This window comes from Pseudomonas gingeri, from assembly GCF_013385635.1.
Lineage (GTDB): Bacteria > Pseudomonadota > Gammaproteobacteria > Pseudomonadales > Pseudomonadaceae > Aquipseudomonas > Aquipseudomonas gingeri_A.
In genome coordinates, this window is sequence record NZ_JACAPR010000010.1 from 98,417 (window position 1) to 121,499 (window position 23,083).

Consider the following 23,083-nt stretch of genomic DNA (forward strand, 5'->3'; position numbering starts at 1 on the left):
CGTGCGGCTCAAGTGCATCAAGTTGGCGGGGTTCAAGTCCTTCGTCGACCCGACCACGGTGAACTTCCCCAGTAACATGGCGGCGGTGGTCGGGCCCAATGGTTGCGGCAAGTCGAACATCATCGACGCCGTGCGTTGGGTGATGGGCGAGAGCTCGGCGAAGAACCTGCGCGGCGAGTCGATGACCGACGTCATCTTCAACGGCTCCACCAGCCGCAAGCCGGTCAGCCAGGCGAGCATCGAACTGGTGTTCGACAACTCCGACGGCACCCTGATCGGCGAGTACGCGGCCTACGCGGAAATCTCCATTCGCCGCAAAGTGACCCGCGACAGCCAGAACAGCTATTTCCTCAACGGCACCAAGTGCCGGCGCAAGGACATTACCGACATCTTCCTCGGCACCGGCCTGGGGCCGCGCAGCTACTCGATCATCGAGCAGGGGATGATCTCCAAGCTGATCGAGGCCAAGCCGGAAGACCTGCGCAACTTCATCGAAGAAGCGGCGGGGATCTCCAAGTACAAGGAGCGTCGCCGGGAAACCGAAAACCGTATCCGCCGTACCCACGAGAACCTGGCTCGCCTGACCGACCTGCGCGAAGAACTCGAACGCCAGCTCGAACGCCTGCACCGCCAGGCCCAGGCCGCCGAGAAGTACCAGGAATACAAGGGCGAGGAGCGTCAGCTCAAGGCCCAACTGTCGGCCCTGCGCTGGCAGGCGCTGAATGAACAGGTCGGCCAGCGCGAGTCGATCATCGGCAACCAGGAAATCAGCTTCGAAGCCCTGGTGGCCGAGCAGCGCAACGCCGATGCCAGTATCGAACGCCTGCGCGACGGGCATCATGAATTGTCCGAACGCTTCAATCTGGTGCAGGGGCGCTTCTATTCGGTTGGCGGTGATATCGCACGGGTCGAACAGAGCATCCAGCATGGCCAGCAGCGCCTGCGCCAGTTGCAGGACGATCTGCGCGAGGCCGAGCGCGCGCGCCTGGAAACCGAGTCGCACCTGGGCCATGACCGCACCTTGCTGGCGACCCTCGGCGAAGAGCTGGCGTTGCTCGAACCCGAGCAGGAACTGACCAGCGCCGCCGCCGAAGAGGCCGCCGCCGCTCTGGAAGAGTCCGAGACCACCATGCACGGCTGGCAGGAGCACTGGGACGCCTTCAACCTGCGTTCGGCCGAGCCTCGGCGACAGTCGGAAGTGCAGCAGTCGCGGATCCAGCAACTGGAAGCCAACATGGAGCGTCTGGCCGAACGCCAGCGCCGCTTGACCGAGGAGCGCGCGTTGCTTTCGGCGGATCCTGAAGACGCGGCGATCCTCGAGCTCAACGAGCAACTGGCCGAAAGCGAGCAGACGCTGGAAGACCTGCAAGCCAGTGAAGAAGGGCAGGTCGAACGCCTCGAACAACTGCGCCAGGACTTGCACAAGGCCACCCAGGACCAGCAACAGGCCCAGGGCGACCTGCAACGGCTCAACGGCCGTCTCGCTTCCCTGGAGGCCTTGCAGCAGGCGGCGCTCGATCCCGGCACCGGCACCGCCGAATGGCTGCGTGAGCAGCACCTGGCCGAGCGTCCGCGTCTGGCCCAGGGCCTGAAGGTCGAGGCCGGCTGGGAACTGGCGGTGGAAACCGTATTGGGTGCCGACTTGCAGGCGGTACTGGTGGACAACTTTGCCGGCCTCGACCTGGGCAGTTTCCAGCAGGGCGACCTGCGCCTGCTCAGCCCGGCGGCCGATGGTACGCGGGTGCCTGGCAGCCTGCTGGAGAAAGTCGAGGCGGATATCGATCTGTCGCCGTGGCTGGGCCAGGTCAGGCCGGTCGAGAGCCTGGAGCAGGCACTGGCCTTGCGCGGCCAGTTGGCGGTCGGGGAAAGCCTGATCAGCCGCGACGGCTTCTGGGTCGGCCGGCATTTCCTGCGGGTACGCCGTGCCAGCGAAGCGGAAAGCGGCATGCTCGCCCGTGGCCAGGAAATCCAGCAACTGGGCCTGGAACGCGAAGAGCGCGAAGAGACCCTGGCGGCCCTGGAAACCCATCTGCAAACCCTGCGGGCCACCCAGCGCCAGCAGGAAACCGGTCGCGAACACCTGCGCCGCTTGCTGCAGGACGAAGCTCGCCAGCAAGGCGAGCTGAAAGCCAAGCTGTCCGCCGGCAAGGCCAAGGCCGAGCAGTTGCAGTTGCGTCGTACCCGTCTCGACGAAGAGCTCGGCGAACTGGGCGAGCAACGAGCCCAGGAACATGAAGAAGTCGGCGAGGCGCGCCTGCAATTGCAGGAAGCCCTCGACGCCATGGCCGTGGACACCGAGCAGCGCGAGCTGCTGCTGGCCCAGCGCGACAGCTTGCGCGAACGCCTCGATCGGGTGCGCCAGGAAGCGCGCCAGCACAAGGACCATACCCACCAGTTGGCGGTGCGCCTCGGCTCGCTGAAGGCCCAGCACGACTCCACCCGCCAGGCTCTTGAACGCCTGGAGTTGCAGTCCGAACGCCTGACCGAAAAACGCGAGCAGTTGAGCCTGAACCTGGAGGAGGGCGAGGCACCGCTGGAAGAATTGCGCCTCAAGCTCGAAGAACTGCTCGACAAGCGCATGAGCGTCGATGTCGAACTCAAGACCGCGCAGATTGCCCTGGAAGATGCCGACCGCGAACTGCGCGATGCCGAAAAGCGTCGCAGCCAGGCCGAGCAGCAATCCCAGCTGATTCGCGGCCAGCTCGAACAGCAGCGCATGGAGTGGCAAGCCCTGAGCGTGCGTCGCAAGACCTTGCAGGACCAGTTGCTCGAAGACGGCTACGACCTCCACGGCGTGCTCGCCACCCTGACGGCCGAGGCCAGCGAGAAGGCCGCCGAGGAAGAGCTGGAGCGGATTGCTGCGCGCATCCAGCGCCTGGGCGCGATCAACCTCGCGGCCATCGACGAATACCAGCAACAATCGGAGCGTAAACGTTATCTGGATGCGCAGGACGCCGACCTGGTCGAGGCCCTCGACACCCTGGAAAACGTCATTCGCAAAATCGACAAGGAAACCCGCAATCGCTTCAAGGACACCTTCGACCAGATCAACGCCGGCCTACAAGCTTTGTTTCCAAAAGTGTTTGGCGGTGGCAGCGCTTATCTGGATCTTACCGGTGATGATCTGCTTGATACCGGGGTCACGATCATGGCGCGGCCCCCGGGGAAAAAGAACAGCACCATCCATTTGCTCTCCGGTGGTGAAAAGGCCCTGACGGCCCTGGCCCTGGTTTTCTCCATCTTCAAGTTGAACCCGGCACCGTTTTGTATGCTCGACGAAGTTGACGCCCCGCTGGATGACGCTAACGTTGGACGTTATGCCCGGTTGGTCAAGGAAATGTCGGAATCGGTGCAGTTCATCTATATCACCCACAACAAGATCGCCATGGAAATGGCCGATCAATTGATGGGCGTGACGATGCACGAGCCCGGCTGCTCGCGGCTGGTGGCGGTGGATGTCGAGGAGGCCATGGCCATGGTCGACGCCTGAGGCGACGACTGACGGAACCCGCAGATTCGAGACGCAAGGGGTTTTCCTGGGACTTTGCGGGAACTAGCACTGATCCTTGGGGACTTATTAATGCATACCCTGTACGACAGACGGTGTAAAGTTGCCTTTGGTCGTGTTAATTTAATGTCCAATTTTCTTGTGCGTGGGAAAAAACGCCTGTCAGAACATAGAGTTGGCGCCACGCTTTAAAGGGTTTTCCGCCCTTTCTTCATAGAACCATTATTAGAGGCACGGGATTACATGGAAATCGGTCTGCGCGAGTGGCTGATCGTCATCGGCATCATTGTCATTGCCGGTATTCTTTTTGATGGCTGGCGCCGGATGCGCGGCGGCAAGGGCAAGCTCAAGTTTCGTCTGGATCGCAGCTTCTCGAATCTGCCGGACGACGACTCCAGTGCCGAATTGCTGGGGCCGCCCCGTGTGCTGGAAACCCACAAGGAACCCGAGCTCGATGAGCATGATTTGCCTTCGGTGAGCATGCCGGCGCGCGAGCCTCGGGAGAAGCCGTCCAAGCGCGGCAAACGCAACAGCGAGCCGAGCCAGGGTGACCTGAATCTGAACCTGGATCTGGAAGAAGGTCCGAGTTTCAGCAGCCGTGACGACGATTTCCCGGACGAACACAAGCCGGCCGCACGCCAGGACAAGGACCAGCCAGCGGCTGAGGAAGTGCTGGTGATCAGCGTGATCAGCCGTGATGCCAACGGCTTCAAAGGCCCGGCACTGCTGCAGAACATCCTCGAAAGCGGCCTGCGTTTTGGTGAGATGGATATCTTCCATCGCCACGAAAGCATGGCCGGCAATGGCGAAGTCCTGTTCTCCATGGCCAACGCGGTCAAGCCGGGTGTATTCGATCTTGACGATATTGACCACTTCAGCACCCCGGCCGTGAGCTTCTTCCTCGGCTTGCCGGGACCGCGTTATCCGAAGCAAGCCTTCGACGTGATGGTGGCTGCTGCCCGCAAGCTGTCCCAGGAACTCAATGGCGAGCTGAAGGACGACCAGCGCAGCGTGCTGACCGCCCAGACCATCGAGCATTACCGCCAGCGTATCGTCGAGTTCGAGCGTCGTGCCCTGACCCAGAAGCGTTAAGCGCCGAATTTCTTGGGCGATTTTGAGGACCCTTTCGCGGGCAAGCCCGCTCCCACGAATTTTGTGTTCGACTCACCTCTATTGTGGGAGCGGGCTTGCCCGCGAAGAGGCCCGACGTTCCACCGCAAAAAAAACGCACTAACATAGGGAGCAGCCTCGGCTGCTCTTTTGCTTTACGAGAGACCCCCATGACTGCTGCCCATACCCGCATTCTAGAGCTTCGCGCTGAGCTGGATCAGCACAACTACCGCTACCACGTGCTCGACGAACCGAGCATTCCGGACGTCGAATACGACCGGCTGTTCCACGAGCTCAAGGCCCTGGAGGCCGAACACCCGGAGCTGGTCAGCGCCGATTCGCCGACCCAGCGTGTCGGCAGCGCCGCGCTTTCGGCCTTCACCCAGGTCCGTCACGAAATCCCGATGCTGAGCCTGGGCAACGCCTTCGAAGAAACCGACATGCGCGAGTTCGATCGCCGTGTCAGCGAAGGCCTCGACCTGCCGGTCGGCGACCTGTTCGGCGGCGGCAGCGAAGTCGAATACAGCTGCGAACCGAAACTGGACGGCCTGGCGGTCAGCCTGTTGTACCAGGACGGCGCTCTTGTACGCGGCGCCACCCGTGGCGACGGCACCACCGGCGAAGACATCAGCATCAACGTGCGCACCGTGCGCAATATCCCGCTCAAGCTCCACGGCAGCGGCTGGCCGGCGACCCTCGAAGTGCGCGGCGAAGTGTTCATGTCCAAGGCCGGTTTCGAGCGCCTCAACGCCATGCAACTGGAAGCCGGCGGCAAGACCTTCGCCAACCCGCGCAACGCCGCGGCGGGCAGCCTGCGCCAACTGGATTCGAAGATCACCGCCAACCGTCCGCTGGAGTTCTGCTGCTACGGGCTGGGCCAGGTCTCGGCGGATATCGCCGACACCCATATCGGCAACCTGCAGCAACTCAAGGCCTGGGGTATGCCGGTCAGTCGCGAACTGAAGCTGGCCAAGGGCATCGGCGAGTGCCTGGACTACTACCGCGATATCGGCGAGCGGCGCAACGCGCTGCCCTATGAAATCGATGGCGTGGTGTTCAAGGTCAACAGCCTGGCGTCACAGCGCGAACTGGGCTTCCGCGCCCGCGAACCGCGCTGGGCGATTGCCCACAAATTCCCGGCCATGGAAGAACTCACCGAACTGCTCGATGTGGAATTCCAGGTCGGTCGTACCGGTGCGGTCACGCCGGTGGCGCGCTTGAAGCCGGTCAAGGTGGCTGGCGTCACGGTGTCCAACGCCACCTTGCACAATATGGACGAAGTGGCGCGCCTGGGCCTGATGATCGGCGACACGGTGATCATCCGCCGTGCCGGCGACGTGATCCCGCAAGTGGTGCAGGTCGTCGCCGAGCGCCGCCCGGAAAGCGCCCGGGCCGTCGAGATACCGCAGAGCTGCCCGGTCTGCGGCTCCCATGTCGAGCGCACGCAACTGATCAAGCGCAGCAAGGGCCGCGAAACGGTCAGCGAGGGCGCGGTGTATCGTTGTGTCGGCCGCCTGGCCTGCGGTGCGCAACTCAAGCAGGCGATCATCCACTTCGTGTCGCGACGGGCGATGGATATCGAAGGCCTGGGCGACAAGACCATCGAGCAACTTGTGGATGAAAAGCTGATCGCCTCGCCGGCCGACCTCTACACCCTGAAGCACGAAGACATCGTCGACCTCGAAGGCTTTGCCGAACTGTCGACCCGCAACCTGCTGGAAGCCATCGCCGACAGCAAGCAGCCGAGCCTGGCGCGCTTTATCTACGCATTGGGCATTCCCGATGTGGGCGAGGAGACCGCCAAGGTCCTGGCACGCTCCCTGGGCTCGCTGGAGCGGGTCATGCAGGCCCTGCCGTCGGTACTGACCTACCTGCCGGATGTCGGCATGGAAGTGGCCCATGAGATCCACAGCTTCTTCGAAGACGAACACAACCGCACGGTGATCGCCCAGTTGCTCGAGCGTGGCCTGACGCTGCAAGACCAGGGCGGGCTGGGCGCCGAGTTCGCCGCCAGCACCACCCTGGCCGGGCTGGTCGCCAAGCTGGATATCAGCTCGGTGGGGCCGACGGCAGCGGAAAAGCTGGCGGCCAAGTTCGGTTCGGTCGAAGGCATCATCAACGCCGACTGGCTGGATCTGCGCCAGGCGCTGAATGAAAAACCGGCCAATGCCGTACGCGAATTCTTCGAGTTACCGGGGAATGCCGAGCGGGCGTTGGCGATCGAAGTGCAACTGCGTGATTTCGGCATGCACTGGCAGAGCGAGAAAAAGGCGGTTGAAGGCCTGCCGTTGACGGGTCAGACCTGGGTGCTGACCGGCTCGCTGGAACTGATGAGCCGCGACATCGCCAAGGACAAGCTGGAAAGCCTGGGGGCCAAGGTCGCCGGCTCCGTCTCGGCCAAGACCCACTGCGTGGTCGCGGGCCCGGGCGCGGGTTCGAAACTGGCGAAGGCCAACGAACTGGGGCTCAAGGTGCTGGACGAAGAAGCGTTCGTGGCCTTTCTGAAAGGACACGGAATCGAAATCTGAAGTCCTGCATCAGCCCCCTGTAGGAGCCGGCTTGCCGGCGATGGCGTCCTCAAAACCGCCAAAAGCTCGCTGGCAAGCCAGGCTCCTACAGATTTTTCATGATCGTTCCCACGCTCCAGCGTGGGAACGATCTGGGTTCCGGCCTAAATGGAACCCGCTGCCACTTCCCATGATCTAGTCTTGGCAAGTCCCAGGGAGAGATCGCCATGTACCGCTTCTTCGAACGTCTCAGTTCCCGCATCGCCGCGCCTTTGGCTGCCGAGCCCTCGCGCAACAGCAAGGTCTGGCATTGCCGCTGCGGCCAGTCGGTGTTCTTCCGCAACAGCCAGTGCCTGGCCTGTTCCGCTGCCCTGGGTTACGAACCCCAGGGCAGCCACCTGTCCTCCCTGCAACCGGGCCCGTACCCGGACAGCTGGCAGCTCGATGCCGACCCCGAGGCCGGTCTGTTCCGCCGCTGCGGCAACCTCGATACCGCGGCGGCCTGCAACTGGCTGATCCCCTATGCCCACAGCAGCCCCCTATGCACCGCGTGCAGCCTCAACCGCACCATCCCTGACCTGTCCGTCCCGGAAAATCCCGAGCGCTGGCGCAAGGTCGAAACCGCCAAGCGCCGCCTGGTGGCACAACTGATCACCCTCGGCCTGCAAGTCATCCCGAAAACCTGGAACGAAGAAAACGGCCTGGCCTTCGACTTCGTCGGTGTCGACCTGGAAGGCAAATCGCCAATGACCGGCCACGCCAATGGCCTGATCACCCTCGATATCAAGGAGGCCGACGATGCCCACCGGGAAAAGGTCCGGGTACAGATGCGCGAACCGTACCGCACCTTGCTCGGCCATTTCCGCCATGAAGTCGGGCATTACTACTGGGACCGGCTGATTGCCAACGACCAGTGGCTGGAACCGTTTCGCGGCCTGTTCGGCGACGAGCGCGCGAGCTACGCCGACGCACTGGAGCGCCACTACCAGAACGGCGCACCGGCGGACTGGCAGCAGCGCTACGTCAGCGCCTACGCCACCATGCACCCCTGGGAAGACTGGGCGGAAACCTGGGCGCACTACCTGCACATGATGGACGCGGTGGACACGGCGCTGGGCTTCGGCATGAGCGCCCGCGAATCGGACTTCGACTACCAGCCGTTCCCCACCAGCGTGCTCTATGACCCGCAGCATCCGGAAGGCCCGGCGTTCCTGTCCTTCGTCAACGCCTGGATCGAACTGGCGGGCATGCTCAACGAACTGTCCCGCAGCATGGGCCAACCGGATTTCTACCCCTTTGTCCTGCCGCCGGCGACCATCGCCAAACTGCACTTTATCCACCTGGTGATCCAGGAGGAGGGTGGTCGGGCGGATGAGGTGTTGCAGCTTGCGCCTTGAGTGAAGGCTGTTTGCTTAATCTCCTGTATTTGATCGTTCCCACGCTCCGCGTGGTAACGCTTCCCTGGGCGCTCTGCGTCCGCTGTTGTGACGCAGAGCGTCACGGGCTGCATTCCCACGCGGAGCATGGGAACGATCGGATGTGTGCGTTTACACCGTGGTTGCAGGCATGGACCGATTGTCCGGGGGAAGGCTTCAGTGGGGGCGTGCTCACCAGCATCCACTCGATGAATGGTGTGATGTTGTCGAAAGATCTCTTTCCCTTGCCTGAAGTTTCCTAGAAAATCCCAGCCCGTTGCGTCTGCTCTGGCTGGGTACTAGTCTGCGTCTTGTCACCGCAAATTCGGTGATACGGACGTGCAAGTCCGGACCGCAAGATCAGACGCACTGATTCATCCTGCACCTTCAGGCATTTTCATGTTTGAGGTTCGTGTTATGGCGGCTGTGCGTGGGAGATCTTCGGGATCTGCCGGGTTTCCTATCTTGCCCCGGTCTTGCACACCTGCGTACAGCTGCCACCCTAACTCGCGTGCAAGCGGACGGGTGATGGCTCCCATCCAGCAAGCTAGGACTATCGCCATGTTCAAGATCACCCCAACCCCCCCCAACCGAAAACCTGTCATCCCCTGCAAGTCGCCAGGCTGTCGACCGCGCTTTTGCCCTCTACGAAGCTTCCTCGACCACCAATCGACACCGCCAGCGCGAGCCGTTGAACGCCGAAGACTCTCTGGTTCAAATCGACGAAATCCTCCAGTCCGCATCGGCGACCGCCTACGAATGCGCGGACCAGATGCAAGGTTCCGCGCGTAAACTGGCCTTGGCCGTTGTGCATCTGGTCGATCTGGCCCAGGTCCGGGTCGACGAATTGCTGGCAGCACAAGCGGCAACGGCCTGACCCACAACCCCTTCAGGAGCGCACTGCTGCTCACTGAAGGCCGACATAGTTCCTGTGGGAGCCGAGCTTGCTCGCGAAGAGGACCTGGAGGCCGCTAAAAGCTTCGCGGGCAAGCACCGCTTGATCATTCCCACACGCAGCAAAGGAATTCAGATCGTTCCCACGCTCTGCGCTCATCGTTCTACACAAGTCCCACTGAATAAATGCAGCCCACTGTGGCCAACCCCGCTTTCCGGGCTCCTCAGGACTTGTGTAGAACGATGAGCGCTCTGCGTGGGCATGCAGCCCGTGATGCTCCGCGTTACAAGAGCGGACGCGGAGCGTCCAGGCAGGCGTTACCACGCGGAGCGTGGGAACGATCGGCGGTGCGCTGAGCAACGCAGACAAGTGCTTGAGCCCCATCGAATTTTTATCGGCGCCTGGCGGTTGTAACTTCTCGTTATCTAGGTACAATGGCGCGGCTCGCTGCCAGGCGAGCGTCGTTATGGTGACCCCATCGGTCCCCCCGCAACGATTACCCGTTAACCTGGTCAGGCCCGGAAGGGAGCAGCCACAGCGGGAACATTGTGTGCCGGGGTGTGGCTGGTGGGGTTGCCTCCATAACGCCTCCTGCTAAACCCTATCTCCCGCATATCGAATAAAGTGCCGAATCAAGATCAGCGCTTCATTTTGCCATGCCCGGTTTTTCTCTCCTCCAGCTATCCAGCGTGGGGGCCAAGGCCGTGTTCCCCGGCGGATCCCTGCATCACGCAACGAAATGGGGTATCGAAGTGGAGGTGAGGGTCTTTGGCATCGGCTGCACGCTGGTCGAGCCGGGTGGCGCCCGTACCCGGTTCCGCTATGGCAGTGCCAGGCTCGGACCGAAGAATGACGCCTACGATGTTTCGCCCGCCAGCTATGCCCGGAGGATGATCGAGGATGGCACCGTCATGCCGATCGGCGACCCGGCAAAAATGGTCCGGCTGATGATCGAAAGCGTCGATCAACACCCCGCGCCGAAGCGACTGGCGCTGGGCAGCGATTCGTTCATGGTGATGCACAAGCAGCTTAGTGAGCGCCTGGCGGAACTGGAGGCACAGCGAGGCCTGGCCTTTTCGACCGATTGGGTTGGGCAGCTCTAGGCGCGCATTTGATGCGGCAAGTCAGGATTTCGGCGTGTCGCTTCAGAAAGCCGCGGCTTTTATGAAGGCTTCATCCAGCGACTTTGTATCATGGGCTTGCATAAAAGCTTGGCGGCTGCCAAATCGGTTGAACTGCTTTTGGCTCAACATATAAAAATAGTTGCAGTGATCAACAATTTCATCAACGTTATGTGAGGAAATCAGAATGGCAGTGCCGCTGCTTGCCGCCCCGTGCAGGCACTGCCAGATATAGTGACGAAACTCCGGATCGACGCCAGCCGTGGGCTCATCCAAGATGATGAAATCTGCGCCTAATGATAAAAGCGAAAGTGTAAAAAACCATCGTTTTTCGCCATAACTGCATAAGGCTGACTTTTTTCTCCATATTTCTTTATAGCGATTTATGACGCTGGGACTCCATTGTGAAAGCTTATCCAGTACTTGTATCTGAGTGTTGTGTGTTGAAGAGCAAAGCAGGTTGGTCATTTTGAATATGTCGAACATTCGTAAGGCAGGTGGTGTCATTAACGTCTGAGACAGGTAAAGCTCCTTTGAGAAACCATTTTTTATAGTTCCACCGGAGGGGTGCTTCAGTTTGCAAATGATATCAAAGAGTGTTGTTTTTCCAGACCCGTTTGGGCCGAGTACCCCGATAATGGTTCCAGGCTGTACACTCAGTGTTGCACCTTCAAAAATTACCTTGTCACCATATCGGAAAAATAATGAATCTATCTCGAGATTTTTCATCAGTAACGGCTCCAGATAGGGTTTATGCGCAAAAACCTGATAGCTATTAATAAGCTCGAAATAAATATTGGCAAGATTGATAGTGTAAGGTTTATTTTGGCTTGTAAGCCATGCTTGATCAGTTCGGTTGCGTGTACTAATGGGTTGCCAAGGTTTACGGTGTGAAGCAGAAAATTTGTTGAAAGCGAATTTGAAATGCCAAGGATCAGTGTGCAGAACGAAAAAATAGAGAAAAGAGTGTTGGTATTCTGGAAATTTATAGGAAGTAAGCTAAAGAAGATTCCGATTGAGCAAAATAATAAGTAGCAGATATAGAATTTTGAAATTATGTTCAACAGTTCCAGAAGTGAGTAGGCGCCAAATGGCAGGCGTGTGGCAAGATAGAAAACGCTACAGTAAATTATAGCGATTACTGAATAGGCAAGGGTTTGTGCCAGAATAAAGACAAGCTTTGCTTCATGGTTATAAATAAAGGATCGAATGTAACCGCTTTCTCGACGACCTATGATGTAAAAGGAAAATCCGAACAAGGCAACACTTGAAGAGATGTAGGCGTAGAACCAGGCTGTGTGTTCTGTATAATCCCCTGAGAGTAACTCTAATCTGCCTCTGGATAAGGCCAGGAGATAAAAGGCTGCGCATGGTGAAATAATAATCCAGAATAAGGAGATGGGCTCCTTGAGTTGTTCTTTTATGAATAGCCATGCCAAACGACTTGAGCGATAATAAAGTCGGGTTTTCATCGATCTGTCCTTTATGGGAATGGGACCATCACCGCTTTTCGTGCCGGGATGATGTCCTGTTGGAAGTCGGATGAATATTTGTTATTTGTGTTTATATTCTTTGAGTTATCCATGTGAGTGAACAGGTCTGGTGAAATGAATTTACTCGTCGTGCAAATGCTGCCGTCCAATAGGTGTGTATTTGTATAAAGGTAACCAAGTATATTTTGCTCTATAATAGCTTGCCTGATGCCGTTGAAGTTGAATGAATGGTTTGTATGTTTTTTGTTGTCGTTAGTTATTATGTAGGTGCTCATGGTTTTAAATGTTTCATAGCTGTTGCAGTTCAGGAAATGCTTTATATACGGATCGTGAAGTTCGTGTGGTTGTCCATTTATGCTTGAGAATAAATTTATAAATCGAAAGGTTTGCCATAGTTCGTTGGTTGCTTTTTCTAAAGCAATTGCTTCGGTTTCGGCATAAGATAATCCTGCGCAATATAGTACATTGTGAGATTTGTTTTTCTGTCCGTACACCACAAGCAAGCATTTCCCCGGGAATCTGTTGTCGGATATATCAAGGGCTATAAGCTCTCCGGATTTGCATAGTACTTCGTGTAGTCTGGTTGTGGTGTGATTGCTTAAGCGTTTTATTATTTCAACGGCCCCCAATACGGCAGAGCTTTTTTTTGTAAGCCAGAATCTTGATAAAAATTGCCGTTCTAAACTTTCTTTCAGTGCGCCGAGCATAGATTCCTCGGCACTCCAGTGAAAGCTACAGCCGCAGGTGTCTCGTGACGGATAAATTTCATTGTCGCTACCTAGATTTAATGAACTTAGAGAGATGCATGCCGTTGGGATATAGCAAGGAGCGAAATCGGAGAGTCTTGATACTTTTGTTAGCTTATATCTATGTGATATTAATTCAGGGGTTTTAAGGTTTTTTGAATTTGTCTGACGAAATGCTTTAATAAAGGATTTTACCTCTTTGGCGGAAAGGCTGCTGGAAAGGGTGCCTTCTAAATGTTGAGGGATATCTATGTAAAAGTGGCGCCTTTCAAAGTACTCTCCTATGGCGGATTTTATAGCACTAGAACCTGAGCCTATTCCGGATCCAGCATTCAAGTAAAAATCAGATGCTTCGGCCACTGCCGGGACGTCTAGAGTAGCAGAAGGTTGATAGCATATTTTGTTGGGAAGGGCGGTTCCAAAATCATTATTTATAATATTCATTTTCTGGATCCAATGAGATGGCAGCAAATTGGCGAAAATAAGGCCGGGTTCAGTCCTATTGCTTTGGATAGCATATGATCCGTGTAGCCAGTCCATAATCTACAATTCAATCCAAGGTCAGCCGCTTGGAGTTCTATCAGCATGTAGATTGAACCTGCTTCCATTAGGGCTAGGCGGTACCCACGATATCTATATTTGAATGTGGTTTTAGGGAGATAAGCCACGTAAATTAGTGCAATGCTAGGGCTGCCAATGTTTTTAAAGTTGGATAATATTGTTTTTCTTAAGTGCTGCGCACTACAGTTGGTTGGCAAGATTTCAAAGGATTTTGACGCTGGTAGAAGGTGTAAAATTTTTTGAGGGTACGGCCAGTCTTCATTTTTTTCATCTAATGAGCATATAAACGTCTCTATTGGATAGAGTGCTCCCCCACTCGGGTAGTTTCTTTTTTTGGGGTTTGAGTTTTTTGTCAAAAGTGGAGCTACCAACCGTTGAACAGTTGAAAATTCCAGTTCTGAATTTTCAAAAAAATCGCATGATTCATTTCTATTGAATGTGTTTGTTTTTTTTATGTTGTCAGGTAGGTGGTGTGTTAGATCCAAATCTGGATAGAGGCTTAATTCGTTCGCAGATAAAATGTTGAGTTGTTCTTCGGTTAGCTGGTGTAGATAGCTGGTTTGCTCGAATGCTTCATGAATTGTATAGTTTCCCTTGTTGTGAAAGTTTTGTACTTCTTCAAATACTTTTTGGTCAATGAATTTTAGATAATAATCGTGAGGTATGGTTTTCATGTTTTTGATCTCAAACAGTCGCACATAAACCAGTGAGATAAATTTTCTTCAGTGATCAGCCCTTTGTGTATATCTATATGTGATGTTAGAAATATACTGTCTTGATGACGCTTTTCGTTTCCTGGTGTAGTGTAAAAATTTATATGGTTGGCAATGGCCCCAAGAATCATACTTCTTTGAAGTAGCGTGTGTTGGCTGGGCGGGATGGGTGAGTTGCGACCCTTGAAAAATTTAAGCAGTTTTATCCAGTTATTTTCCCTTTGGCTTGACTGATCGTTGGATTCTAATCGATCTACATTGCAGAAGTGGCATGGATTGCCTATCTCAGGAATATAAGGTGGGCTTATATAGAATGAGTTTCCTATCATCGAGCCTACCGAAATGGCACTTTGTGGCGCGTTAGATGCTATTTCAAAATATAGTTTTTTTAGTGATGCATAATCATAACTGTTTAGTAAAATGAAAAAAAATTTCCGGTTTTTATTTTTTATTTTCGATGTTGGTGAAGGGAAGTGATGAAAATCTACAGGGAGATAGAGTTCCGTGGCTAGGGTTTTTTCTAATTCCGATTCTTGGAAGTCGTGAATGATTGCTATTTTTTTAAAGAAATAGTCACTGATCGGTTTTTTGATGTTCAGCGTTTTTTCCAAGAAGGAAAATGCTGCTTCGGGATCTAGGTCATTTTCTATAAGAATTTCATTTATTTCTTCTTTTGATATATTTTTTTGATTGCGATTTTTTATGGTTTTCAATGCGTTTAGTAATGAGAGGGAACTGATTTTAGATATTCCCCTCTCTGAGACTATTAAGTCTTCGTTAGGAAAGTTAAGTATTTCGTAATTTTGTATACTTATGTTCATGGGCGCTTCCTTGATATTCTGCTGCAAAGGTTATGGAGCGCGCCGCTGAATAACCTTTGCATGGTTGTGATATTTAATTTTCACGCGAAGCTGTTTCTAGTTTGTCTTTATCATTGCCGGTGATTGCATTTCCTCCCGACCCTCCACTGCCACCGCTACCGCCATTACACCCACCTCCACCACCACATCCACCGCTACCGCCGCATCCGCCTTGGCCACCTGAGCCACCGTTGTTGGCTTGAGGGCTCTTGTCGAAGCTGGGGATGTGTTTAAAGTTGAAGAGTGTTTCTCCAAATGTATCGATGTTCATGTGATTTTCTCCACAAAAAACAGTTTGATTGATGAATGGCCTGTTCAGGCTACTGCTGCTGGGTAGCAGTGAATGTAGCTATAGTTTCCTTGCTATAGCCACGTCAAATACCAATGTGGTTGTTTGTAGGAAGTTTCACTGGTTTTTCGAGTGTTTAGGAACGTGGCGATTTTTCTAACGGCAGACTTTTATCTGAGCTGCTGTGAGTTTTTTGAAAAGAAATTTATGATTTTTTGTAGGATATTTCACTCGCTTTATGGGGGGGCTGCTATTCGTGAGGCGACGAACGGTATCCAAAGCAATGCTCCTTTTTGGGGTTGTCTTCAGGTAATTTCATTCGTTGATTGACTGGAAGGATAATTTTCTTTGTTGCGGGGAAATTGGTATGGGGCGAGTTGAAGAGTTTTTCTAGTGAGAAATGTGCGGTTGAAATAAACACCGGTACTTGGCAGGTTTGTTCTTTGTCTTGAACTACAAAACCCCTCGCAACTCCCTCGGCGACAATCCGTAATGCTTGCGAAAGCGCACGGCGAAGCGTGACGCCGAGGCATAGCCGCTGGCCGCGGCTATTTCCCCTATCGGTCGCGGCGTGGTCTGCAGCCATTGCAAGGCCATGCCCAGCCGGACGTTTTCGAGGATATTGCTGAAGCTGTCGTCTTCGTTTGCCAACTGGCGGCGCAGGGTCGAGGCACCCAGGTTCAGCCGTTCGGCCACGCCCGCCACCGTCCAGTCCCGCGCCGGGTCGCCCATGACGATCTGCTGCACGCGTTCGCACAGCGGGTCGTTACGGTCGCGCAACAGCGGGCCGGCCCAACCCCCCAGCGCCAATGCCAGTAGCACGGCTTCGGCGTAATGGCTGCACAAGGCGTCCGGCGAATCGGCATTGATGGCTTCCAGCAGGTTTTCCCAGGCTGAAGTGGTATGCCGGTCCAGCGGCACACAGAGTTCCTGGGTGCTCCCGCGTCCGGGAAGTGGCGCGAGTTGCTGGCTATGGCGGGCAATAAAGGTTCGCAGCAGTTCCGTGGGAAAGCTCACGGTATCGGCGATGTAGAACCCCTGGGCGCCTGGGTAGTTACCGACCCCGACTTCACGCCCCGCCGGCATCAGGATCAGGTGTCGCGATCCCACGCGCATCTGCCGGTCGTCCCAACTCATCACTTTTTCACCCTGGCGCACGCGACACAGGGTGGTGACGAAAATCGGCACCCGTTGCAGCGCATGGGGCTGGCGGGCCTGGATGACGCTGGCGCCGATACGGCGCTGGCGGTGCTGGATGCCGGCGGGGGCGTTCATGATTCTCAGGCTCCGTACAAAAAACCTAGCGTCCGTAGGTGGCGGTCAGTGTGGCCTTGCCCAGGGCGTTGGCATTGAGCATGTAGCCCACCATGGCACCGCTGGCCTGTTCATTGACCGGGAGTTTATCCGTCTTCAGGGCCCAGACGGTGAACTGATAGCGATGGGGTTTATCGCCCGCAGGCGGGCAGGCACCACCGAAGCCCGGTTGGCCGTAGTCGGTGCGACCTTGCACGGCGCCCGCGGGTAGCTGGCCGCCCTGGCTGCCGGCACCGGAAGGCAGTTCGTGGGTGGAGGTCGGCAGGTTGACCACGGTCCAGTGCCACCAGCCGCTGCCGGTCGGGGCGTCGGGGTCGTAGGCGGTGATCGCGAAGCTTTTGGTGCCCGCCGGGGCGTTCTGCCAGGACAGTTGCGGGGAGGTGTTGCCGCCTTCGCAGCCGAAGCCCTGGAACACTTCGCGGCTGCTCATGGGCTTGCCGTTGCTGATATCGCGGCTGGTCACGGTGAAGTCGGCGGCGTGGGCGGCGACGCTCAAACCGAGGCAGAGGGCGGTGAGCAGGAAGCGGTTTTTCATGATGACCTCGTCTTTGGGGGGATTCAGGACGAGTCTAGGGAGATGGGGAGCTGGGCATTGTGCCGCGGCGCTCGACCATTGTGCCGAAACGCTCGGGTTGTTCTCAGCAAAGTACAGCGGGCCATGGTGATGAGCGGTCTTGCCCGCGCCGGGCCGCGAAGCGGTCCCAATAAGAACGATGCCTTCTTGCAACAGGACCGTGGTGACAGGCTTCAGGGCTGCTTCGCAGCCCAGCGTGGGCAAGCCCACTCGCCACGGTGTGAGTGCAGGGCTTATGTGCGCTTGAACAACTTGCGCAAGAAGCCGGCAACCACCACCAGGCCGATCACGATGAATTTCTTGAAGGCCAGCAGGGCTACGCCGATCTTGGCGAACAGGCCGGCCTTGGCCGCGATGCCACCGGCCACGAGGGCGGCCAGGCCATAGGGCGCCAGTTTGTCGGTGCTGGAGTCGAAGTCGGCGTAGCGGTTGCCGTCGGTGAAGTTGGTGAACGCGAGGATTTTCGGCACTTCCTGCTTGATGGTCGGCAGGTCGGCCATCGCCGCCACGGCATTCAGCTCCAGCACGCCCTGGCGCCCCAGCACGCGAATGCTGTAGTTCAGGGTGTTCTGTTGGGCATCGTCGGCCTTCAGTTCGCGGGCCCAGTACATCTTGTGGCTGCCCTGGTCGTAGCTCGGCGGTTCGGCCCAGCCCAGCAGTTGCAGGCCAGCGTAACCCTGCTTGCGCCGCTCCTTGTTGTCTTCCTCGTCATCGGCCTGCATCTGCTTGAGCAGGTCGGCGTAGTCGATCTTGGCGGCGTCATCGTCGGAGATATGCCCGTCGTTCTTGTAGCTGACGATCACGCCCCAGCCATTGTCCGCCAGGGGACTGACGGCAGTCGGGATGATCATGCCCAGGGTCTTGTGGCCCGGCGGGTTACCCCAGGCTTCGGTCAGCAGGCGCTCGGTGTCCTCCGGCGAAAGGTAGTAGAACTCGTTATTCAGTTGTAGGGTGGCGATGCCGCTCGGCAGGGTGATGGTGCCGTGCTGCTGCTTGAGGGTGGCGAGCCACTGTTCGGCGCTCTGGTGCGGTTGTTCGCTGGCGGTCGCAGCCGGCGCGGGGGTGCTGGCGGCAATGGCGGGCAAAGTGGTTGCGCTGAGCAACACGGCCGCCAACAGCAGGCGCAGGTGTTTCATCGTAGTCCCTTACATTTTGAATTAATTTGCCCGGCAGAATACCTGAAGGGACTGGCGAGTCGCCAGATTGCCGTGTGGGTACGTTACTCCGGGCGAGCTTCCAGGCGCTCCCGCAACAGCCGTGCGAAGGCCTCGCGGGCCGGGTGGCGGGTGGTTTCCCTGTGCCAGATAAAGCTGTTTTCCACCGGTGCCAGTTCATCGAAACGATAGGTGGCCAGTCCCGTCGATTGTTCGTAGCGCCGCAGGATGCCTTCCGGCACCAGCGAGACGCCGGCACCGGCATTGACGCTGCCGATGATCGTGCCCCAACTGCCGTAGCTGGCAATCGGCGGGTTGCGGTCGTAGTCCTGGACCCAGTTCTTCAGCGCGGCGCGGTATGGGCAGCCGTTCGGCCACATGATCAGGGTGCGGCCCAACAGGTCCTGGGCACTGTGGATCGGCGCACTGTCGGCGGCGCTGATCAGCACCAGTTTTTCGCTGTACAAAGCGCTGCTGGCGATTTTCGGATGGTGGATATCGGCGGCTACCAGGGCGCCGTCGAGCCGGCGTTGGCGGACGTCTTCCAGCAGTTGCGTCCAGGTGCCGGTGATCAGTTCCAGGCTGACTTCGGGATAGGTCCGGTGGTATTCGGCGAGCAGGGCGGGCAGGTGCACGGTCGCGCAGGATTCGATTGCGCCGATGCGCAAGGTGCCGGAGGGCCGGGTGTTGGCGTCGACGGCGCGCTTGGCTTCGTCCACCAGGTTGAGGATCTTCGCGCAGTATTCGAGGAACACTTCCCCGGCGGGACTGATGCTCAGGCCGCGCCCGGCGCGGACGAACAGGTCGGTGCCCAACTCGCTTTCCAGGTGCTTGATGCGCGTGGTGATGTTGGACGGCACGCAGTGCAGCCGTTGGGCCGCGAGGGCGATGCTGCCGGTTTCGGCGACGGCTTTCACCATGCGCATTTGCGCCAGTTCCATGATTCACTCCCGGTGAATTCTCGACTCAATATTCGTCAATTGTGCTTGTCGCCACGCCGCTCAAGACTGGCCACACCCTTGGATCATCTTGGATGTAGCGTTCTCGTGAAAGCCCTGTCGCGTATAAAAATTTCCTTGGCTACTGCCCTGGTCATCCTGTGCTGGGCGTATTCGCCCGTCGGTATCCATATCGGCCTGGAAAGCTACAGCCCCGGGCACCTGGCCCTGCTGCGCTTTCTGATCGCTTCGGTGTTCATGGCCGGGGTGGCGCTGGTGAAGGGCATTGCCTTGCCCCGTCCCCGCGATCTGCCCTGGCTGTTGGTGTTGGGGTTCTTCGCGATTTTCCTGCATCACGTCAGCCTCAACTATGGGCAGCAGTGGGTCAGTCCGGGAGCCGGGAGTGTACTGTCGCAATCGACGCCGCTGTTCAGTACGCTGATCGCGTTCTTCTGGTTGAAGGAACCGGTGACGGGGTGGCGCTGGCTGGGTGTGTTTGCGGGGCTGGGTGGGGCGCTGGTGGTGGTGTGGGGCGATCACGGGGTCGGTCCGTTCAATCCCCGAGGCTTGCTGGTGCTGCTCGCGGCACTGTCCTGGAGCCTGTATTTCACCCTGCAGAAGCACTATGCCCATCATTACAGCGGGTTGACCACCGTGTGCTACATGGTCTGGGCCGGGACGCTGCTGTTGCTCTGTGTCTATGGGCCGGGGCTGGCGCAGGAGGTGACGCTGGCCCCGGTGCGGGTGAATGTCGCGGTGCTGGTGCTGGGCATTTTCCCCAGTGCCCTGGCGTACCTGGCCTGGGGGTATGTGTTGATGCATTCGACGGTCAGCCGCTCATCCATTGCCCTGTACCTGATTCCGCCCGTGGCCATGCTGATGGCGGCGCTGATCCTCGGCGTCGGCGTGTCGAGCATGGTCCTGCTGGGCGGGGCGATTGTCCTGGCGAGCGTGCTTGGCCTGCACTTCGAGGGGCGCCGGCAGCAGCCTGCCGGGTTGGCGGATCAGCGCAGTGCAGGTGCCAGCGAATATACCCGCAACCGGTGTGCGTCGGGGTCCACCGCGACGAAGGCATAACCGAAGCCCAGGGCGCTCGGCGTCTGGACGATGGGCACACCCAGTTCACGCCAGGCCTCATGGATTTCATCGACGATGGCGTTCTCGCCGACATTGAAGGCCATCTCGCCACCGCCACCGGTGTGCGGCACGGTGGGTGTGACGACGCGGGTCGCCCAGAGACCGAGCTTGATGCCCGAGTCCAGCGCGAACAGGGCGAAATCCGCGGTGTCGATCAGCGGCTCCTTGCCCAGCAGACGACGATAGAAGTCGACGCTGACGGCGGGGCTTTCGACATACAGCATGAAGTAGTTGGGATCGGTCACGGTGTGGCTCCTGGGAGGGTGGGAAGGCCTGGAACCGTTTGTCGTGATTCCAGGGCAACCCAGCCTAACCGCAGGGAGTGTCAGCTTCTGTCAGTAGAGTGGTCGCGACTGCGGACCTGCGGTGGCCTGAGGCTAAGGCTTGTTGGACAAGGCTAGATCGACCGCGACGATCAGCTTTCCCAGGTCCTTGGAGGGCGCTTTGTGAATGACGCCGAACAGGTAGGCACGCTGTTCGTCTTCGTCAGCCATATCCGCAAAAAAAGCCTTGAGCTTCACTCCCAGTACGTCGGCGAACAGAAACAGGGCTTCCACGCTGGGGGTGTAACTGCCGGTTTCGAAACGGCTGATGGTTTTCGGGTCAAAACCGGTTTTCTCGCCAAGTTCAGCCTGAGTTAGCCCCGCTACCTTGCGATAGCGCCTGATGGCCGTACCCAAACTTGAAATTTCCATCGCTCAATTCCCATTTAGAATCAAGAACTTAACGACAAATCTTTACATTAGACAACGCCATGATTCATCACCTTCTATTGCATAATGTGATGCAATTCGTAGAATCGACGGTTATGACAGGTATTTGGTGATCTGGTTTCAGGTGGCAAAATTATGAAACAGGAAATCCTCGCATTTCTCTTGAATTCATGCCACGACCGTCAAACCGCGCCCCTGGGCGTCTGTTTTACGGAGTGCCGCTCGCCAACGCCGCCATTTGCTGATGACCTTCATTTAACTCTAGTTGATCCTCGTCGAAGTTCAGTCGAACAGCGTGTCGATCAGTTCAACCGGTAGCTGCCCAGGTGAGCTGAGTCATGGACGAGACGTACCGCAAGGTGGTGGATGCAGCAGCGATTTTCTCCGAGACGGATCTGAGCGGACGGATCACCTACGTCAACGATCCGTTCTGCGAGATCTCCGGCTACAGCCGCGAGGAACTGCTGGGGCAGAATCACCGGATGCTCAATTCCGGCTTTCATCCCAGCGAATTCTTCAGTGAGATGTGGCGCACCATCGCCCTTGGCCGGGTCTGGAAGGGCGAGGTCTGCAACCGCGCCAAGGATGGTTCGCTGTATTGGGTCGACAGCACCATGGTGCCGCTGCTGGACGAAGAGACGGGGCGGGTACGCAAGTACATGTCGATCCGTTTCGATGTCAGCGAAAAGCTGCGCCTGCTGCACACCTTGCAGTGGCGGGTCGGCCACGATGTGCTGACCGGCCTGCCGAACCGCGCGTTTCTCTCCGATCTGTTGAACCAGGCCCTGGAGTTTTCCCGGCGCGAGCATATTCCGCTGGCGGTGTGCATGCTCGACCTGGACGGCTTCAAGGCGGTCAACGACGGCTACGGGCATGCCTGCGGCGACGCGCTGCTGGTGGAGGTGGCGACGCGGCTGCGCGGGATCATGCGTGGCGAAGATGTGGTGGCACGCCTGTCCGGTGACGAGTTCGTGCTGATCCTGCGTTATGTGCGCGACAGCCAGGAGCTGCACGCGGCGCTGCAGCGGGTGTTGCTGGCGATCTCCGCGCCGTATTCGATCCTCGGCCAGGACATCCATGTCTGCGCCAGCATTGGCGTGACCCTGTTTCCCAGCGATAACGAAGACGCCGATACTTTGTTGCGCCACGCGGACCAGGCGATGTACCTGGCCAAGCAGGGCGGGCGCAATCGTTTCCATCTGTTCGATGTCTCCCAGGACCAGGAGGTCAAGGCCACGCACCAGAGCGTGGAGTTGATGCGCCAGGCACTGGCGGGCGATGAACTGCGGCTGGTCTACCAGCCCAAGGTCAATATGCGCACCGGCACGGTGGTCGGTTTCGAGGCGCTGGTGCGCTGGCACAGCCCGCACAAGGGCCTGCTCGATCCCCATGAGTTCCTGCCGCTGGTGGCCCAGACCGATGTGATCATCGAGATCGGCGAGTGGGTCATCGATCGGGTCATGGCGCAGATGCAAATCTGGTTGCAGGCCGGCCACAACTGGCCGGTCAGCCTGAATATCGCCGCCCGGCATTTCCAGCGCGGGGATTTTGTCGAGCGCCTGCGGGCCTTGCTGACCCGGCATGCCGAGGTGCCGCCACAGATGCTCGACCTGGAGATCATCGAGTCGGTGGCCATCGAGAATATCCAGCGGGTCAGCCAGTGCCTGCGGGCCTGCCAGGCCCTCGGCGTGCGCTTCTCCCTGGATGACTTCGGCACCGGTTATTCCTCCCTGAGCTACCTCAAGCGCATGCCGACCCAGACCATCAAGATCGATCGTTCCTTTGTGCGCGATATCCTCCATGACAAGGACGATCTGGCCCTGACCACAGCGGTGATCAGCCTGGCCCGGGCCTTTGGCCGGGAGGTGATTGCCGAGGGCCTGGAGACCGCCGAGCACGGGCGCCTGCTGATGAACCTGGGCTGTGAAGTGGCCCAGGGCTATTTCATTGCCCGGCCGATGGCGGCCGACGAGGTGCCGGACTGGGTCGCGGCGTTTGTCCCTCCGGGGTTGTGGGTCACTGCTCCCTGAATGTT

The 23,083-nt window shown here is 57.6% G+C and carries 20 protein-coding genes and 1 other RNA gene; 9 read left to right on the plus strand and 12 right to left on the minus strand.

Features of this window, described 5'->3' with window-relative positions:
• Position 1 precedes the first annotated feature (1 nt).
• From smc to HX851_RS10830, 7 genes are all read left to right on the plus strand, one after another.
• Positions 2 to 3,490, plus strand: a complete 3,489-nt coding sequence (gene smc / locus HX851_RS10800) for a chromosome segregation protein SMC (RefSeq protein ID WP_177056563.1) — start codon at positions 2 to 4, stop codon at positions 3,488 to 3,490.
• A 261-nt stretch (positions 3,491 to 3,751) separates the two neighbouring features.
• On the plus strand, positions 3,752 to 4,600 hold the full coding sequence (zipA, locus tag HX851_RS10805) for a cell division protein ZipA (RefSeq protein ID WP_177056562.1): 849 nt from the start codon (positions 3,752 to 3,754) through the stop codon (positions 4,598 to 4,600).
• Between the two features lie 188 nt (positions 4,601 to 4,788).
• A complete protein-coding gene (gene ligA, locus HX851_RS10810; RefSeq protein ID WP_177056561.1) occupies positions 4,789 to 7,146 on the plus strand; it encodes an NAD-dependent DNA ligase LigA in 2,358 nt (785 codons plus the stop codon).
• Between the two features lie 206 nt (positions 7,147 to 7,352).
• Positions 7,353 to 8,522, plus strand: coding sequence for a zinc-binding metallopeptidase family protein (locus HX851_RS10815; protein ID WP_177056560.1), 1,170 nt, complete (start codon positions 7,353 to 7,355; stop codon positions 8,520 to 8,522).
• A gap of 709 nt (positions 8,523 to 9,231) precedes the next feature.
• Positions 9,232 to 9,417 carry a DUF6124 family protein gene (locus HX851_RS38645; RefSeq protein WP_256262325.1) on the plus strand — a complete coding sequence of 62 codons (186 nt, stop codon included), beginning with the start codon at positions 9,232 to 9,234 and terminating at the stop codon, positions 9,415 to 9,417.
• A 494-nt stretch (positions 9,418 to 9,911) separates the two neighbouring features.
• Positions 9,912 to 10,008, plus strand: an RNA gene (gene ffs / locus HX851_RS10825) — signal recognition particle sRNA small type.
• An 83-nt stretch (positions 10,009 to 10,091) separates the two neighbouring features.
• Positions 10,092 to 10,538, plus strand: a complete 447-nt coding sequence (locus HX851_RS10830) for a Rossmann-fold NAD(P)-binding domain-containing protein (protein ID WP_177065345.1) — start codon at positions 10,092 to 10,094, stop codon at positions 10,536 to 10,538.
• A gap of 42 nt (positions 10,539 to 10,580) precedes the next feature.
• Here HX851_RS10830 and HX851_RS10835 read toward each other — a convergent pair whose 3' ends face one another.
• The 10 genes from HX851_RS10835 to HX851_RS10880 form a co-directional block, all read right to left on the minus strand.
• Entirely contained in the window at positions 10,581 to 11,285 is a 705-nt protein-coding gene (locus HX851_RS10835; RefSeq protein ID WP_177065346.1) for an ATP-binding cassette domain-containing protein, read from the minus strand.
• Positions 11,285 to 12,028, minus strand: a complete 744-nt coding sequence (locus HX851_RS10840) for an ABC transporter permease (protein WP_177065347.1) — start codon at positions 12,026 to 12,028, stop codon at positions 11,285 to 11,287. Before HX851_RS10840 ends, HX851_RS10835 begins: the two co-directional genes overlap by 1 nt.
• Before the next feature lie 11 nt (positions 12,029 to 12,039).
• Positions 12,040 to 13,239: a YcaO-like family protein gene (locus tag HX851_RS10845; RefSeq protein WP_177065348.1), complete on the minus strand. Its 1,200-nt coding sequence runs from the start codon at positions 13,237 to 13,239 to the stop codon at positions 12,040 to 12,042.
• A complete protein-coding gene (locus tag HX851_RS10850) occupies positions 13,236 to 14,030 on the minus strand; it encodes a SagB/ThcOx family dehydrogenase (protein ID WP_177065349.1) in 795 nt (264 codons plus the stop codon). The genes HX851_RS10845 and HX851_RS10850 overlap by 4 nt, the downstream gene beginning before the upstream one ends.
• On the minus strand, positions 14,027 to 14,890 hold the full coding sequence (locus tag HX851_RS10855) for an McbB family protein (protein ID WP_177065350.1): 864 nt from the start codon (positions 14,888 to 14,890) through the stop codon (positions 14,027 to 14,029). The genes HX851_RS10850 and HX851_RS10855 overlap by 4 nt, the downstream gene beginning before the upstream one ends.
• Before the next feature lie 73 nt (positions 14,891 to 14,963).
• Positions 14,964 to 15,200: a hypothetical protein gene (locus HX851_RS10860; RefSeq protein WP_177065351.1), complete on the minus strand. Its 237-nt coding sequence runs from the start codon at positions 15,198 to 15,200 to the stop codon at positions 14,964 to 14,966.
• A 471-nt stretch (positions 15,201 to 15,671) separates the two neighbouring features.
• Entirely contained in the window at positions 15,672 to 16,493 is an 822-nt protein-coding gene (locus HX851_RS10865) for a helix-turn-helix transcriptional regulator (protein ID WP_177065352.1), read from the minus strand.
• 25 nt (positions 16,494 to 16,518) lie between these two features.
• Positions 16,519 to 17,067, minus strand: coding sequence for a kinase inhibitor (locus HX851_RS10870; protein ID WP_177065353.1), 549 nt, complete (start codon positions 17,065 to 17,067; stop codon positions 16,519 to 16,521).
• Positions 17,068 to 17,339: 272 nt separating this feature from the next.
• Positions 17,340 to 18,242, minus strand: a complete 903-nt coding sequence (locus HX851_RS10875) for a DUF2167 domain-containing protein (protein WP_177056554.1) — start codon at positions 18,240 to 18,242, stop codon at positions 17,340 to 17,342.
• A gap of 83 nt (positions 18,243 to 18,325) precedes the next feature.
• Positions 18,326 to 19,201 (minus strand): LysR family transcriptional regulator, encoded by an 876-nt coding sequence (locus HX851_RS10880; RefSeq protein ID WP_177065354.1) that lies wholly within the window; start codon positions 19,199 to 19,201, stop codon positions 18,326 to 18,328.
• Positions 19,202 to 19,336: 135 nt separating this feature from the next.
• On the opposite strand from HX851_RS10880, the gene HX851_RS10885 reads away from it, so the two are divergent.
• Positions 19,337 to 20,275 (plus strand): DMT family transporter, encoded by a 939-nt coding sequence (locus tag HX851_RS10885; RefSeq protein ID WP_256262732.1) that lies wholly within the window; start codon positions 19,337 to 19,339, stop codon positions 20,273 to 20,275.
• Here the strand turns inward: HX851_RS10885 and HX851_RS10890 are convergent.
• Positions 20,203 to 20,580: a VOC family protein gene (locus HX851_RS10890; protein WP_368670198.1), complete on the minus strand. Its 378-nt coding sequence runs from the start codon at positions 20,578 to 20,580 to the stop codon at positions 20,203 to 20,205. The two genes, HX851_RS10885 and HX851_RS10890, sit on opposite strands and share 73 nt — an antisense overlap.
• Before the next feature lie 132 nt (positions 20,581 to 20,712).
• Positions 20,713 to 21,030, minus strand: a complete 318-nt coding sequence (locus tag HX851_RS10895; RefSeq protein ID WP_177056551.1) for a helix-turn-helix domain-containing protein — start codon at positions 21,028 to 21,030, stop codon at positions 20,713 to 20,715.
• 356 nt (positions 21,031 to 21,386) lie between these two features.
• Here HX851_RS10895 and HX851_RS10900 point away from each other — a divergent pair, with 356 nt between their 5' ends.
• Entirely contained in the window at positions 21,387 to 23,078 is a 1,692-nt protein-coding gene (locus HX851_RS10900; RefSeq protein ID WP_177056550.1) for a putative bifunctional diguanylate cyclase/phosphodiesterase, read from the plus strand.
• Positions 23,079 to 23,083 lie beyond the last annotated feature (5 nt).

Coding starts and splice junctions, on each gene's coding strand:
- zipA (WP_177056562.1), top strand. CDS start 3,752: ATGGAAATCGGTCTGCGCGAGTGGCTGATCGTCATCGGCATCATTGTC.
- ligA (WP_177056561.1), top strand. CDS start 4,789: ATGACTGCTGCCCATACCCGCATTCTAGAGCTTCGCGCTGAGCTGGAT.
- HX851_RS10815 (WP_177056560.1), top strand. CDS start 7,353: ATGTACCGCTTCTTCGAACGTCTCAGTTCCCGCATCGCCGCGCCTTTG.
- HX851_RS10830 (WP_177065345.1), top strand. CDS start 10,092: ATGCCCGGTTTTTCTCTCCTCCAGCTATCCAGCGTGGGGGCCAAGGCC.
- HX851_RS10835 (WP_177065346.1), bottom strand. CDS start 11,285: ATGAAAAATCTCGAGATAGATTCATTATTTTTCCGATATGGTGACAAG.
- HX851_RS10840 (WP_177065347.1), bottom strand. CDS start 12,028: ATGAAAACCCGACTTTATTATCGCTCAAGTCGTTTGGCATGGCTATTC.
- HX851_RS10845 (WP_177065348.1), bottom strand. CDS start 13,239: ATGAATATTATAAATAATGATTTTGGAACCGCCCTTCCCAACAAAATA.
- HX851_RS10850 (WP_177065349.1), bottom strand. CDS start 14,030: ATGAAAACCATACCTCACGATTATTATCTAAAATTCATTGACCAAAAA.
- HX851_RS10855 (WP_177065350.1), bottom strand. CDS start 14,890: ATGAACATAAGTATACAAAATTACGAAATACTTAACTTTCCTAACGAA.
- HX851_RS10860 (WP_177065351.1), bottom strand. CDS start 15,200: ATGAACATCGATACATTTGGAGAAACACTCTTCAACTTTAAACACATC.
- HX851_RS10865 (WP_177065352.1), bottom strand. CDS start 16,493: ATGAACGCCCCCGCCGGCATCCAGCACCGCCAGCGCCGTATCGGCGCC.
- HX851_RS10870 (WP_177065353.1), bottom strand. CDS start 17,067: ATGAAAAACCGCTTCCTGCTCACCGCCCTCTGCCTCGGTTTGAGCGTC.
- HX851_RS10875 (WP_177056554.1), bottom strand. CDS start 18,242: ATGAAACACCTGCGCCTGCTGTTGGCGGCCGTGTTGCTCAGCGCAACC.
- HX851_RS10880 (WP_177065354.1), bottom strand. CDS start 19,201: ATGGAACTGGCGCAAATGCGCATGGTGAAAGCCGTCGCCGAAACCGGC.
- HX851_RS10895 (WP_177056551.1), bottom strand. CDS start 21,030: ATGGAAATTTCAAGTTTGGGTACGGCCATCAGGCGCTATCGCAAGGTA.
- HX851_RS10900 (WP_177056550.1), top strand. CDS start 21,387: ATGGACGAGACGTACCGCAAGGTGGTGGATGCAGCAGCGATTTTCTCC.